Raw genomic sequence first — 13693 nt, 5'->3', positions numbered from 1 at the left:
GTGTGAGATTGAGAGAAAAATCATTTGCCTTTACAAGGTCAAGTCAGTGCGTATAACCAACTTTGCCCAGAGTAATTTATTTTTTAGGAAAAATTACTTAAAAAAAGAAAATTTTTGAAGTAGTTCTTTATAAATTACTCAGTCCAGTTTTGAGCAAGCGATCGCACTGCCAGAATAGTCTCTTATCATCGGGATAGAAACCCTAGCAATTCGTACTTACCTGCCTATAGTTATTGGATGCGATCGCTATGACTAAAACACCAATACAAATTAGTACTCTTGAGGAATACATCAATTTTGATGATGGCACAGATAAGCAATATGAACTTGAGGATGGAGTGCTGCTAGAAATGCCTCCTGGTACTGGTAAGCATGAGGCGATTATCACTTTACTGTTAGTTCGCTTCTTTTTGGAAATTCAAAAAATGGGACTGCCTTTACAACCGCGTCCTAACGGCACAGAGGTGCTGACCAATAAGCAACCTAGGCGACCTGATATTTGTGTGATTACCAACCAACAGGCACAAAGTATTGAGAGTACTTCGGCTATCCTCAAAACTGCTCCACCCCTATTAGTTGAAGTGGTAAGTCCTGAATCTGTTGACCGGGACTATAACCAAAAAACCTCTGAGTATGCAGCTATTGGTGTGGTTGAGTATTGGATTGTTGACCCCTTAAAAAATAAGGTGACGGTGTGTTTGCTAGACAACGGTAGTTACAAGCAAACTGTTTTTACTGGAAACCAGGAGATTCTTTCTCAAACATTCGTAGAACTAACTATGACAGCCCAGCAGGTGTTTTCAGCTTAGGGTGTAAAAATCAGCGCTATGGTGTCATTGAGAAAAAAGGCCGAAAGAATACCACTGCCAAAAGTTAAAGCAATCAACAAAACTAAAGGACTACGAGTCACTCTCAGTATTACAGATAGCGATCGCCGAAAAAACCCTACATTAGGATAGGTAGGCGTTCACTACCATCACGCTCAACAGAAACACGATGGTATTAGCATCAATAGCCTGCCATGCTTTCTGTAAATTCAGAACGTCTAAAGCAATGGTGGTGCGGTTAACGCGTAAACCCTGAATGTAGCCAATGCTAACCCCAGGTAAGTTAGCCCTAAGACGCTATAGGTAGCAAATTATAGAAAAATCACTAAATATTAGCCTGATTATTCTAGTTAGGCAGACTTTATTGGGGTAGCCTCATACTCAAAGCTAAGATGAATTTTTCTCTGTGTCTCTACCGCATTTAGCTAGCAATTAACAGACCACAAACACCCAACAGCGCGAAAACACAGAGACCAAGACTGCCCACCAGGGTATTACTGTTATTTATACTTACAAAAAATACTTTCAAAAACATTTTATTTTAAGTTTTGTAAATGTTACACTAAAACCTATCCAACGGTGGATGTCTTCATTAAAATTTAAACTGTGTCAAGCTACGAACAAGATTACATTACTACACTACCGATCCCGCGAAAATTGCGGTTAACTTGACGTAGTAATAAATTAGTTTCTGACTGAAGTGGCTAATCGGGTATTACATTATATCAGAGTCAGGACACGAATATTCCGGAAAGTTCGTTGCCACGTTGTATACATTCACCAGATAGGTGAACAGCCTCAATAATACAGAGGATTAACCATGAAGGTATTTGATAATACCACAAAAAATATTTTTCTGGCAAGCTGGGTCTCAATCAATCAATCAGAGACTAGTGAAGATCGAGGAACCCAGCTAGGCCGTCCTGTTTCCAAGTCCTACTGGAACATTCTTCAACCCTTAAAGCAGCGGGTAGATAGCATTCAAGTCCGCGATCGCCAACTAGCTCACCGCTTGTGCAAACTGATTCCATCTCAGTGTCCCTTTGAGCGAGATGTCAAATTATTCGGCAAAACCTTATTTCACATTCCACCCATGTGTAAGCTCAACCCGTTATATGAAGAAGTGGTTGGTTTACGTTTCCGAGCGCTGTGCTATCTAGCCGACGAATGTGGCGAAGATGTATCGCAGTACTGTTAATTAAGTTAGGAGCAAAGCCGGAGACGAAGCATCTCCGGTGAGGAATTAGGAGTTAAGAGTTATAAGTTTTATTTTTAACTCTTGACTCCTAATTATTTTTTGACTATGTTTTTTCGCCATTTTTGGATAGCATCCTGAGCATCTTCATAAGAAGCTGTTTCCTCTGGCACTAAAGTAGCAGTTTCAATCGCGGTATTGAGTTCTCCTTTGGCGGCCCGACGCTTGGCGAGATCTAAAATTTTCTCACTCCATTTATTGATCGATTTTTGAGCGGTATCGAAGCCTGGTTCACCTTGTGGTACTTTTTTTGCAACTTCGATGGCACGATTGTAAGTAGATGCTTGTCCGGGCTGAATTAAGGCGTTAGCTGCATCTAAAAGAGTTATGTTGCTGACATATTGCTTGCCTTCTAGCCGCCATAAATTAATTGCCGCTTGTGCTTTGGCATAAAGCGGCTCGTTTTTGGTGATTAATCGAGCGGCAGCAATAGCACTAGCATACTGTCTTTGCTTGGCACGACCCTCTGCTAAATCTAAAATCATCCGGCTCCAAATCTTAATATTTTCCTGAGCTTGCTCATACAATGGCTCACCAGGTTTAATTCTCCTAGCCGTAGCGATCGCTAAGCTCAAATCGCTAGCCTGAGTTTCTTGGAGCGACATTTTCGCCAAGTCTAATACTGCTTGATTGCGCTTTTGTGACTCGGAACTCAAGGCTGTTTGGACACTAGATTGATTTTTTGGTCTAACTGGGGGAGTGTTTTTAATTATCGAAGGGTCATTTGATAAATTCTGGATCGCCTGGGGACTACTAGCATTAGTATTGGGCGATCTGCTTGATATTTCCTTAATTCTAAAAGTTTCTTGATTACGCAGAAAAACTACGGCGATTAAACCTGCTACGAGCAAGCTGCCTCCACTCCACAAGATAAACTGTTTCCATAAAGGCGTGTTTGACTGATTTTGTGGGAATCGAGAGACATGAGCTTGGGAGGAATCAGGGATAAATCTTCCCTTGGTGTTCATTCCTATGGAAGTTTCTGGTGGTGGATTTGTGTTTGCTTGCGATTGGGAAACTAAGCCAGCAGACGACTGCTGGATTTGTTTAAGATTAGACTTCTGGACTTTGGAGTTAATAGTTGTTTCTCCCCATCTGCCGCGATTTCTAGAGGAATTGTCGAGAGGGGGAGCTGCAAGTGCAATGGCAAAGGATTCTTCTGGATAGATCAACGCTTCTTCTTGAAAATCGCTTTCCATTGCCAATTTTGGCAAAATTACTTGCGGTCTTGATGGGATGATAATGGCAGGGTTTTGGATGGGACGCCAGTGGTGCTGGCATAATTTTGGCATCAGAAGACTTAGGTAACTTTCTAAATCTGCCAAGTTGTCGCCATTACCAGAACGCAAAGCTTCTAATAACGCTGCTGTAAAGAATCCGTGACCTAGTTCGCTACTTTCGTGAGAAAACTGCTCTGGTTGACAAGAAAAAATTGTGGCAAGTTCTAATTCTTGGGCTAGTTCTATAGTTTCTTCACCTACGGGAGCATCTGCTTGGGTGCCAAAAGCGCGGTTAATATCAAGTAGTAGCAGGACATTCAACTCAGCCAGTTGTAGACTTTGCATTAGTGATCGCAATTCTATGCCAGTCTCTGGAACGAGTTCGGGGTTACCCTCCGCTGGCATTAAGTAATCTTTGCCTTTGTAGTTGACCCCATAACCGCTAAAAAATAACCATAGATAGTCTTGGGGTTGCCAATATGTTGCTGCCAAATCCTCAAGCAGCTGCAAAATATTTTCTTTAGTCGGATAGGTGGATCTATCTGCGATTGGTGTTGAAGTATCGGTCATTAGCAGGCAATGTTCGGGGACAAAACCTGCTTGTGTCACCAAGATATCCTTTAATGCCTCAGCATCTGCTTGGGCACAACTTAAAGGTTGAAATAACTGATATTGATTGATGCCAATAGCGATCGCCCAGTAATTTGCCATCCCGCTCTTTGTCGGTTATTGTTTGCTGGTCTGAAAATTGCGGTTGGCTTTGCCCAAAAAACAAAGCTAACCTGATGTTTTCTAGTCTAGGTGATTCTCATCGAATCTTAGGATAAAATGTAATTTTTATTACGTTAATTGACCGGAAAATACTTTCACGTAATTTCAATTTACAGATTGTTATTAAGGAGCTACAAGGTCATGAGCCAAATTTCTGCTCACATACCATCATCGATCGCTTCCTCTTCAGTTATTAGCCAAATTGCCAGAAGAATCCGGATAGTTCCTTTAGCATTTTTGCTTATATCTACTGTTCCTGCGTGGTTTTTGACCGACGCGATCGCACCTCAAGTTGTGCGAGCTTACACCGCCAGAGTTGACTTAGCGATCGATCGCCTGCCAGAAGAAAACTACGAAACCATTCTGCGACGAGCAGAAGCAGCCGCTAGAGCAGCTGCTCAGCGGAGTTTCGACCAAGATATTTTAGTGACAGATGTTTCAATCATTGTCTCCGTACAAAGTTATGGAGCGATCGCACCAGTTCTGACATTAGAAGTCAGTCGTCCAGAATGGCGCAACCGTCCTGATGCCCAAAATTGGGCAACTTACTTCAAAACTGCGCGATCGCTACTGTTGTTTGAAAAATAGCGATAACTGCCAATCTAGTTCCAACAGCCTGGTTGTAGAGACGCGGGGAGGGGCAAAGAAGCAAAGGGTACAAGGTGAGAAGGTAAGAACTTGCAATAAGCCTTTCCCCCTACCCCCAATTCTCCTTGTCCCTTTGTCCTCTGCCCATGCCTTTACTTAATTCTTGGCTAAATTGGCGTCCTTGGCGTCAGTGAATGGCCTAAAATAAAAAGGTTGTCAAAAATCACGATATCTGCTGACATGGCTGTTCCTAAGAAGAAAACTTCCAAATCAAAACGAGATAAACGCCGAGCTACTTGGAGGCACAAAGCGGTTCTCGAAGCTCAGAAAGCCTTGTCTCTGGGCAAGTCTATTTTGACCGGGCGTTCTACATTTGTCTATCCAACTGCTGAAGACGAGGAAGAAGAATCATAATTTTCCAGTCAGGAAAAGCATGAATGGCATCGATAGATTTGATTGGCAAAAGTCACCGCTCAAACTTATCACTAATGGATAAATGCTTTTTCTTAGCTTTCCTGATTGGATAATGAATTATAGATACTCTACACAAGCTTATTAAATCCAGAAAAATTGGTAGTGAGTAATTGGGAACATCCATTACCCATTACCTATCATTTACGAGTAATGATTAAGTAAGCTAATGTGTTTCCAAGTTATACATTCTCTGGTTAAGACCGTCATTAGTAATTAGTCACTTGTACTGAGCGACTTGTGCCGACTTGTGCTGAGCGGCTTGTCCTAAGCGAAGTCGAGGTAAGCCGTTGGCGCAGCCTCTCGTACAGAAGTATTGGTCATTTGTAAATAACAAAGGACAAAGCGCAAAGTTTGTAGCTTGCTTACCGCAGCGTGCGCCAGCTTCGGGAATATCTCTCGCTATCCCCCAGGGTACAGAAATTTGTAAAAGAGGATAAATGACAAATGACAAATAATAAAAGACAACCAGATCGAGTAACTATGGAATTTCAATGTGTTTTACCTTAATAATATCCAAGGGTAAAGTATCTAGTGCTGTTGGTAACTCAGCAAAAAAGTTGGAAATTTTGAGAAAACTTATTTTTCTCCCATTATGTTAGGAAAATTCTTTCAGAAGCCAGGAAAAGAAGACGACGAACGTGTTCCTCCAGGTCAACATTTAGCCAAAGGTTTCCCTGTACTAACTTACGGTGCAACTCCCCAAGTTAGCATTGAAGAATGGGAATTTCGGGTTTGGGGTTTAGCAAAACCTGCTACTTTTAATTGGTCAGACTTTATGGCGCTACCTCAACATGAGTTCACAGCAGATTTCCACTGTGTAACGCGCTGGTCTAAACTCGATGTCAAATGGACTGGTATTAAAGTAACAGATTTTATGGGTCTAATTGAGCTAGACCCTAAAGTAGCCCATATTATGGAACACTGCTATGGCGGCTACACTACTAATATTTCTATTGAAGACTTTATGCGGGAAGAAAACTTTTTTGCCTTTAAAGTTTTTGGTGAAGATCTTCCATCTGAACACGGTGGCCCGATGCGGTTGGTTGTTCCTCACCTCTACGCTTGGAAAAGCGCTAAGTGGATTAATGGTTTAGAGTTTTTAGCTAGTCAAGAACTTGGTTTTTGGGAGCGCAATGGCTACCATGGCCGTGGTGAACCTTGGGCTGAGGAGCGTTACAGTAGCGCGTTTGGATTTTAATAATTATGAGTCATTAAATTTTGGATTTTGGATTTTGGATTTTGGATTGAAGGAAAAATTTAAAATCCAAAATCTCAAGTTAGCAATGGTCAGGAGTTATAGGTTTTTATTTTCCACTCATAACTCCTAATTCATAACTTTTAGAGATCATTCCTTGAGTAAATCTTAAGGAGGGTGTGTTCAGCCCTCATCTCATATTTTTCGTGAGAAATAGTCTCGAAATATTTGCAAAACACACCCTAAAATTATTTAATTTTTACTTGATAAATAGGCTCTTAACCCAAAAGTTTCTTTATTAGGGGTAATTTGCTCTTATAAGGAGCATACCGCCATTTTAAATCCAGCCAGAAGGAATTTTGTAATACGCTTTTGTTATGAGAAAAGGTATCAAAACTAGCTTTGCCGTGATAATTGCCAATACCACTATCTCCCACTCCTCCAAATGGTAAAGATGAAACTCCAACCTGCATGATTGTATCGTTGATACAGACTCCACCTGATGATGTTTCCTGTAAAACTTGCTTTTGCAGGTTTTTATTTTGAGAAAACAAGTATAACGCTAAGGGTTTTGGTCTAGAGTTAATCAAGGCGATCGCTTCTGCAATATCACTGTATTCAATTACGGGCAAAATAGGGCCAAAAATTTCTTCCTGCATTACAGAATCTTCTAACGAAATATTATCAATTATTGTTGGGGCAATATAACGCTCTGAAGATTTAGTTTCTCCACCAATAATAACTTCACCATCTCCAAGAAACTGAACTAATCTGTCAAAGTGTTTTTGACTAATAATTCTGGCATAATCAGGACTGTTTGCCGGATTCTCGCCATAAAATTCTTTTAGGCATTTTTCCAGCCCATCTATTAAATCTTTTTTGATTTTTTTATTCACTAAAAGATAGTCAGGGGCAATACAAGTTTGCCCTGCGTTAATAAATTTACCCCAAGTAATTCGTCTGGTAGTATGTTCAAGATTAATGTCAGTATCGACTATACAAGGACTTTTGCCACCCAGTTCTAAAGTAACTGGTGTGAGATGTTTTGCCGCTGCTGCCATAACAATTTTGCCCACGGCTGTACCACCAGTAAAAAAGATATGGTCAAATTTTTCTGCTAGTAGTTTTTGACTAGCTTCTATGCCTCCTTCGACTACTGTTATATAAGCTGGTTTGAAATATTTGCTAATAATCTTAGCGACAATACTGGAAGTATGGGAAGCAATTTCTGAAGGTTTAATAATTGCACAATTTCCTGCGGCGATCGCTCCTACTAAGGGTGAAATCGCTAACTGAAATGGATAGTTCCAAGGACTGATAATTAAGACAACTCCTAGTGGTTCTGGATAAATGCGGGCTGAATATGAAAAAAAATCTAAGGAAACTGGTGCTTTTTGGGGTTTCGTCCAAGTTTTGATATGTTTAATGGCATAATCAATTTCCTTAATTACGCCAATTTCTGTCAGATAAGTCTCTACTACTGGTTTATGTAAATCCGCTTGTAATGCTTGAATTATTTCTTGTTCATGTTCAATAATTGCTCGTTTAAGTATTTGGAGTTGATCGATGCGAAAATTTATATCTTTAGTTTTGCCAGCTTGAAAAAACTCTCGCTGATTCTCGATAATCTCCCGAATATTAGATAATTCAGTGTTAATCATTTTTCCGTGCCATCAACAACTACTTATTTAATCCTATCGCTGCCTCAGCCTATTTGTGGCAAAGCCTTGGATATTTAACTTGCATATTACTGATCATCAAAGCTTTTGTAGGGTGGCATCTTACCATTGGTGTTAATTTCAGATCAAACACTCAATTTCCCGCCGTTTTAGATCCCCCAACCCCCGCAAATTTGGTGGAAAAAATTCTAGTACCAGAAAACTATTTAAAACACTAATCGATTGGTAATTGATAATTGCTAAATTTCTTATATCTTTTTGGGGATAAGTACAATAAATGTACTACCTTTACCTAACTCTGAATTCAGCAAAATAACGCCTTGATGTGCTTCAACAATTCGCCGAGCAAGGTACAGTCCTAAGCCACTACCAGAACTTTTGTGACTGCCTTGGCGAAATCGTTCAAATATAGTGGTTTGTTCTTCAGCAGGAATACCTGGGCCACTATCTGCTATTTCAATGCTAACGTAGTCAGCAAAATTAGATTTTCCAGAGAATTGATATTCGCTATTTTTGCCAAACGGGGTTTGAAAAGTCAGACGAATAGTCACCGAACCAGAGTCAGTAAATTTGATTGCATTGCCGATAAGATTAGTGAATAGACGATGTAGTTCTAGGCGATCGCCTATTACTGTGTTTGTTTTTAAATCCTCAGCTAATTCCAAATTTAGCGATAGTTTTTTATCTTGAGCTAGGGGTGTCAATTCTCCAGCTACCTCCTCTAGTAACTGTGCTAAATTAACAGGTTGCAATGCCAAAGTTTTGCGACCTGCTTCAAAGCGATAAACTTCCAATAAGGTATTGACCATAGAAAGCAGGTTGATATTGCTACGAGCCATAATCGCAATCACTTCCTGCATTTGCGATGACAATGCTCCTAAAGCGCCTTGTTGAAATAGCATTAACATGCGATCGGCTGCTACTAAGGGAGTGCGTAAGTCGTGGGTGAGGCGAGAGACGAAATCTTCTCGCTGGCGGGCGATTTCATCGCGTTCATCCATACTGTGCTTTAAACGCAAAAGCGATCGCACTCTTGCTAATAATTCATCTACTGTGACAGGTTTGCGGATAAAATCATCAGCACCCAAGTCTAATCCGTGGGCGACGTTGGGCGCATCGTGAGCAGTGATTAGCAGTATGGGAATATATTGTGACAACTTCATATCTCCACGAATATGCTTAGTAACTTCGTATCCGTCCATACCTGGCATCATTAAATCCAGGAGAACTAAGTCACAAGGAGATGCTTGCAATTGTGCCAATGCTGAAATACCATTTTCTGCGGTACTAATGGTGTAACCTTCTTCCTCCAAAATAGTTTTGATCAGAAACACATTATCAGGAGAGTCATCAACAACCAGAATTTTGCCAGAGCGAGAAGATTGTGAAGTCATGTCACGACTAGGTATGAGGTAAAAGCAAATTTTTGTAAGTTTAAGTGTGTTTGTATCAATTTGTGTAGCAATTCCTTTAATTAACCTCCCGCTTAAGATATATTATTTACTCGCAATTTTGTATTTACGGACTGTAGAATTTGCTGTTGAGTCGAGCTAGCTTAGATTTTTGCCAAAAAAGAACTTATTAATAAAATTATGGCTAGTAAAATTTAAAATCTAGATACACTAAGTGATACTAATGGATAAGTAATATTTGTAGCAACTACTATCGAAAACTAAAAATAGAATTGCGTAGGCGATGCCACAACACACAATTTGGTATTAATAAGTGTTAATTTATGTAAAATTATTTCAATAGACTGCTTTAAATTTATCAAATATTTTCCACAGAATCACAACCTATAAGAACAAACGCAGGTTTAGCCGATATTGATGGCGTAATAAAAGTTGGGCGATCGCTTAACATTTAGAGAAAGATTAACCATTAGTTTTATGACAATAGCACCGAAGATCGCAAAGCAATATATCGAACAACGAGGTGAAGGCTATTGGCTCGAAGGTACATGCATTTCTCTCGATTCAGTCGTATGTGCCTTCTTAAATGGAGAATCTCCAGAAAGTATTGCTCAAAACTTTCCATTACTCTCACTAGAACAGGTTTATGGTGCTATTACCTTTTATCTTGCCAACCGAGAGCTAATTGATCATTATTTAAAAGCAGGTGAGCAAGAGTTTGAGAAATTGCAAGAATCTTTTCGACAGGATAATCCGCTTTTGTATCAGAAATTAAAAGCTGCTCAACTAAACAAGCAGAGTCAGACATGACAAAAGTTAGATTTCAAGCAGATGCAGACCTGAAACAAGCGATTGTCACTGGCACGATACGTAGGCAACCAAACATTGATTTTCAATCAGCCTATGCAGCACTACTGGAAGGTAAGAAAGATTCGGAGGTATTGGCGATCGCAGCACAGGATGGTAAAGTTTTTGTAACTCATGATAGGAGAACAATACCTGTTGAGTTTGGCGAGTTTATCATCTCACAAACGAGTTCAAGAGTCTTAATTCTTTCCCAAAATTTAGCAATCAGTGATGCGATTGAAGCACTTATTCTCGTTTGGGAAGCTTCTACTACTGATGAATGAGTCAATCAAATTATGTCTATCCCATTCTGAAGAATGACAAAGTAAGGGTGCTTAAGTCAGGAAATCTGGATACCAGTCATTATACAAAGGAAAGCCTTGATTTGTGGAGGCTGCTGCAAAGGAGTTCTCACTTGAGTGTGGCAAGCTAAAAATATCTTGTGTAGAGTTTTACTAGTTGGCAAAGGTACGTTAAGCTGCGTGAACGTAGCTTACGGATTTAAGATTGACTTTAGAAAAACGTTATATTTTAGGTTTTGTCTAGATTTTTACCAAGCAATTCAATATAAGATCTAAAACTTAAAATCCCAAATCAACATGGCAGATCTAACTCCTAATTCTAGTTTTAGTTTGACACTACGCCTGCAGATTCCCAATCGCGTGGGGATGTTGGCGTCGGTAACCCAAGCGATCGCCACTACTGGCGGTAATCTCGGTCAAATTGATTTAATCGAGCAAACCCGCAAAGAGTCTACCCGCGATATTACTGTTGATGCTGCTAGTACCGAACATGCTGAGACGATTGTGCAGGCAGTCAAAGCACTGCCTGATATTAAGTTACTCAGTGTCTACGATCGCACCTTCAATTTGCATCGCGGTGGCAAAATCAGTATTGCTAGCCGAATTCCCTTAAAAAGTGTGTCTGATTTAGCAATGGCTTACACACCAGGAGTCGGCAGAATTTGTACTGCGATCGCTCAAGACCCAGAGGAAGTTTACAAGTTAACCATTAAACAAAATACTGTTGCCATTGTTACAGATGGTAGTGCAGTTTTAGGTTTGGGAAATCTCGGCCCGGCCGCGGCGCTCCCAGTTATGGAAGGCAAAGCAATGCTATTCAAAGAATTTGCCGGACTGGATGCTTTTCCCATCTGTTTAGCTACGCAAAATACAGATGAGATTATCCAGGCAGTCAAAAATATTGCTCCGGTATTTGGTGGCGTAAATTTAGAAGATATTGCCGCGCCGCGTTGTTTTGAAATTGAAGCGAGATTGCGCCAGGAATTAGATATTCCGGTTTTTCATGACGACCAACACGGTACCGCAATTGTCACCTTAGCAGCCTTGTTTAATGCCTTGAAGTTGGTACATAAAACAATCGGCGAAATCCGCATTGTGATTAATGGTGCAGGTGCAGCGGGAGTGGCTATCGCTCGGTTGCTCAAGAAAGCTGGGGCAGAAAAAATCTGGATGTGTGACTCCAAAGGAATAATCTCTACCAGTCGTACCGACCTCACAGAAGAAAAACTCGAATTTGCTGTGAAAGCTCAAGGTACCTTAGCAGGTGCAATGCAAGGCGCAGATGTATTTATTGGAGTCAGCGTACCAGGAGTTTTGACACCGGAAATGGTGCAATCCATGGCCAAAGACCCAATTGTGTTTGCAATGGCCAATCCCATTCCCGAAATTCAGCCAGAATTAATTCACAAACATGTCGCTGTCATCGCCACTGGTCGGAGTGATTACCCGAATCAAATCAATAACGTTTTAGCTTTTCCTGGAGTATTCCGTGGTGCCTTAGATTGTCGGGCACAGGCAATTACCACCACAATGTACCTAGAAGCCGCAAGTGCGATCGCTTCTTTGGTCAATCCTTCAGACTTGAATCGGGAACACATTATTCCTTCAGTCTTCGATCAACGCGTTGTAACTGCGGTTGCTGGGGCTGTGCAACGCGCTGCACGTCAAGAAGGTATTGCTCGGAATTAGTTAATCAATTTCTAAAAATGACTTTTGAGGGATAGGCGGCTTGCCTATCCCAGACTACTGGGCATTTCTGGAACGTTACTAGAATTTGTAGTAAAAAATTCCATATTTAGGCTTTTTGCCTTAATATCATTTTCTGCGGCAATTTGGGAACACTAACTTAATACTGACGCGATTATAGCTGACCTTTCGCTATGAAAATTTCTCACAAACTTCTTGTAAGCTTTGTTGGTGTTTCCTTATTAACGAATGTTGTTGGTGTAGTTGCTATCGCCCAAAGCCAGAAAATTGCTGAAACTCTAGCGATCGCCGAAGCTGAACACGTTGCCCAAGTAGTTGCCACTTCTATAGCCCACGATGCTTATTACGATAAAAAATCTATTTCTATTGAACGTTCGGACGAGCTGCAACACTACACTAATTTGCTACACAATTTGCAAAAGCGCGACATTGTGGTGGTGAATCGGCAGAAACTAATTTTGGCGGATGCCGTTCCGGAAAATGTCGGCACTATTTTTGACCATGACCAAGGTAACGAAATCCAGAAAACGATGCAGGATGGTAAAGTCAGAACCTTTTTAGAAAAGAGTGTTGATTATCCCCAAGGAATTAAACTCATTGTCGTGAAGCTCAAAGGCGAACAAAATCAGGTCGATGGTGCCGTCATTCTAGAGTGGTCATCGCTGTATGACAACGCCATCGCCCAAGCTAGACCGACAATGATTGCGATCGCTCTTACCAGTTTAGGTTGTGTGATTTTGGCATTGATTCTAGGATTCCATATTTCCAGCAGTATTGCCAGACCACTGCAATTGGTGACAGAAGTGGCGCAGCAAGTCACCCAAGAGTCTAACTTTGACCTACAAGCCCCTGTAACCACCAAGGATGAAACAGGTGTCCTCGCAACTGCATTCAACAATCTAATTGAACGTGTCAATTGCGTTGGCGAAGCCCGCCGAAGGCATCGCCGACAATGGTTCGGGGGTATCTCAAGCAGTGCGAGGGCGTATTTTCGATCCTTTTTTCACTACCAAACCCATCGGCAAAGGCACAGGCTTGGGCTTATTCATCAGTTACCAAATAGTCACAGATAAACATTATGGCAAGATATGGTGTGATTCCACAATACTAGAGGGCCTCAAAATTGTAATTGAAATACCAGTACATCAACCTAAAGCAATGCCAAGTTGAAATATTGAAGGCCCTAACCGCTTTATAACTGTTCAACTACTTTTGCCATATATTATTTTCGCCGTTTTGAACTCTTATTTTTGAGATGTTTGTGAGAAATCTCCACTTGGAGTATTTATAAGTAAGCAGACATGATTAAATGTAAAATCCAAATTAGTGAAACCTTCTACTGTTGAGGGTTTAGCCTTCTGCCTGGTCACTGAGTTGAGCCTGACTTGTGCTGAGCGGCTTGTCCTGAGCGAACGCG

Annotated in this window: 13 protein-coding genes and 1 pseudogene; 10 read left to right on the top strand and 4 right to left on the bottom strand. The window is 40.8% G+C overall.

The genetic code is table 11. The features are described from left to right. Positions 1-248 precede the first annotated feature (248 nt). The gene (locus ACM0OY_RS15695; protein WP_414569769.1) at positions 249-809 is read left to right on the top strand and encodes a Uma2 family endonuclease; all 561 of its coding nucleotides are present in this window, start codon (positions 249-251) and stop codon (positions 807-809) included. Here ACM0OY_RS15695 and ACM0OY_RS15690 read toward each other — a convergent pair. Next, positions 809-1105 (bottom strand): annotated as a pseudogene (locus tag ACM0OY_RS15690) (SLC13 family permease); the annotation flags it as partial. The gene ACM0OY_RS15695 and the pseudogene ACM0OY_RS15690 overlap by 1 nt on opposite strands. A gap of 542 nt (positions 1106-1647) precedes the next feature. Here ACM0OY_RS15690 and ACM0OY_RS15685 point away from each other — a divergent pair. Next, entirely contained in the window at positions 1648-2025 is a 378-nt protein-coding gene (locus ACM0OY_RS15685) for a Mo-dependent nitrogenase C-terminal domain-containing protein (RefSeq protein ID WP_414569768.1), read from the top strand. Positions 2026-2117: 92 nt separating this feature from the next. On the opposite strand, the gene ACM0OY_RS15680 is transcribed toward ACM0OY_RS15685, so the two are convergent. After that, positions 2118-4013, bottom strand: coding sequence for a caspase family protein (locus tag ACM0OY_RS15680; protein WP_414569767.1), 1896 nt, complete (start codon positions 4011-4013; stop codon positions 2118-2120). Positions 4014-4214: 201 nt separating this feature from the next. Between ACM0OY_RS15680 and ACM0OY_RS15675 the strand changes: the two genes are divergently transcribed. From ACM0OY_RS15675 to ACM0OY_RS15665, 3 genes are all read left to right on the top strand, one after another. Beyond that, entirely contained in the window at positions 4215-4661 is a 447-nt protein-coding gene (locus ACM0OY_RS15675) for a hypothetical protein (RefSeq protein ID WP_414569766.1), read from the top strand. Positions 4662-4901: 240 nt separating this feature from the next. Beyond that, on the top strand, positions 4902-5075 hold the full coding sequence (gene rpmF / locus ACM0OY_RS15670; RefSeq protein WP_414569813.1) for a 50S ribosomal protein L32: 174 nt from the start codon (positions 4902-4904) through the stop codon (positions 5073-5075). 652 nt (positions 5076-5727) lie between these two features. Then, on the top strand, positions 5728-6333 hold the full coding sequence (locus ACM0OY_RS15665; RefSeq protein WP_414569765.1) for a sulfite oxidase-like oxidoreductase: 606 nt from the start codon (positions 5728-5730) through the stop codon (positions 6331-6333). A gap of 275 nt (positions 6334-6608) precedes the next feature. Here the strand turns inward: ACM0OY_RS15665 and ACM0OY_RS15660 are convergent, their stop codons facing one another. Both ACM0OY_RS15660 and ACM0OY_RS15655 read right to left on the bottom strand, forming a co-directional pair. Further along, positions 6609-7991: an aldehyde dehydrogenase gene (locus ACM0OY_RS15660; RefSeq protein ID WP_414569764.1), complete on the bottom strand. Its 1383-nt coding sequence runs from the start codon at positions 7989-7991 to the stop codon at positions 6609-6611. 266 nt (positions 7992-8257) lie between these two features. Further along, the gene (locus ACM0OY_RS15655) at positions 8258-9403 is read right to left on the bottom strand and encodes a response regulator (RefSeq protein WP_414569763.1); all 1146 of its coding nucleotides are present in this window, start codon (positions 9401-9403) and stop codon (positions 8258-8260) included. 495 nt (positions 9404-9898) lie between these two features. Between ACM0OY_RS15655 and ACM0OY_RS15650 the strand changes: the two genes are divergently transcribed. From ACM0OY_RS15650 to ACM0OY_RS15630, 5 genes are all read left to right on the top strand, one after another. Beyond that, complete coding sequence (locus tag ACM0OY_RS15650) at positions 9899-10231, top strand: DUF433 domain-containing protein (protein ID WP_414569762.1); 333 nt, start codon at positions 9899-9901, stop codon at positions 10229-10231. Beyond that, positions 10228-10551, top strand: a complete 324-nt coding sequence (locus ACM0OY_RS15645; protein WP_414569761.1) for a DUF5615 family PIN-like protein — start codon at positions 10228-10230, stop codon at positions 10549-10551. The genes ACM0OY_RS15650 and ACM0OY_RS15645 overlap by 4 nt, the downstream gene beginning before the upstream one ends. 315 nt (positions 10552-10866) lie before the next feature. Continuing rightward, entirely contained in the window at positions 10867-12258 is a 1392-nt protein-coding gene (locus ACM0OY_RS15640; RefSeq protein ID WP_414569760.1) for a malic enzyme-like NAD(P)-binding protein, read from the top strand. Positions 12259-12449: 191 nt separating this feature from the next. Beyond that, on the top strand, positions 12450-13349 hold the full coding sequence (locus ACM0OY_RS15635; RefSeq protein ID WP_414569759.1) for a HAMP domain-containing protein: 900 nt from the start codon (positions 12450-12452) through the stop codon (positions 13347-13349). Then, positions 13264-13446, top strand: coding sequence for an ATP-binding protein (locus tag ACM0OY_RS15630; RefSeq protein ID WP_414569812.1), 183 nt, complete (start codon positions 13264-13266; stop codon positions 13444-13446). Before ACM0OY_RS15635 ends, ACM0OY_RS15630 begins: the two co-directional genes overlap by 86 nt. Positions 13447-13693: the final 247 nt, after the last annotated feature.

The sequence above is a fragment of the Nostoc sp. CCY 9925 genome (assembly GCF_963920935.1).
In the GTDB taxonomy this organism is placed as follows: domain Bacteria; phylum Cyanobacteriota; class Cyanobacteriia; order Cyanobacteriales; family Nostocaceae; genus Nostoc.
The sequence above is the reverse complement of the archived record's forward strand: the minus strand, read 5'-3'. Positions and strand labels throughout refer to the sequence as shown.

Coding starts and splice junctions, on each gene's coding strand:
- ACM0OY_RS15695 (WP_414569769.1), top strand. CDS start 249: ATGACTAAAACACCAATACAAATTAGTACTCTTGAGGAATACATCAAT.
- ACM0OY_RS15685 (WP_414569768.1), top strand. CDS start 1,648: ATGAAGGTATTTGATAATACCACAAAAAATATTTTTCTGGCAAGCTGG.
- ACM0OY_RS15680 (WP_414569767.1), bottom strand. CDS start 4,013: ATGGCAAATTACTGGGCGATCGCTATTGGCATCAATCAATATCAGTTA.
- ACM0OY_RS15675 (WP_414569766.1), top strand. CDS start 4,215: ATGAGCCAAATTTCTGCTCACATACCATCATCGATCGCTTCCTCTTCA.
- rpmF (WP_414569813.1), top strand. CDS start 4,902: ATGGCTGTTCCTAAGAAGAAAACTTCCAAATCAAAACGAGATAAACGC.
- ACM0OY_RS15665 (WP_414569765.1), top strand. CDS start 5,728: ATGTTAGGAAAATTCTTTCAGAAGCCAGGAAAAGAAGACGACGAACGT.
- ACM0OY_RS15660 (WP_414569764.1), bottom strand. CDS start 7,991: ATGATTAACACTGAATTATCTAATATTCGGGAGATTATCGAGAATCAG.
- ACM0OY_RS15655 (WP_414569763.1), bottom strand. CDS start 9,403: ATGACTTCACAATCTTCTCGCTCTGGCAAAATTCTGGTTGTTGATGAC.
- ACM0OY_RS15650 (WP_414569762.1), top strand. CDS start 9,899: ATGACAATAGCACCGAAGATCGCAAAGCAATATATCGAACAACGAGGT.
- ACM0OY_RS15645 (WP_414569761.1), top strand. CDS start 10,228: ATGACAAAAGTTAGATTTCAAGCAGATGCAGACCTGAAACAAGCGATT.
- ACM0OY_RS15640 (WP_414569760.1), top strand. CDS start 10,867: ATGGCAGATCTAACTCCTAATTCTAGTTTTAGTTTGACACTACGCCTG.
- ACM0OY_RS15635 (WP_414569759.1), top strand. CDS start 12,450: ATGAAAATTTCTCACAAACTTCTTGTAAGCTTTGTTGGTGTTTCCTTA.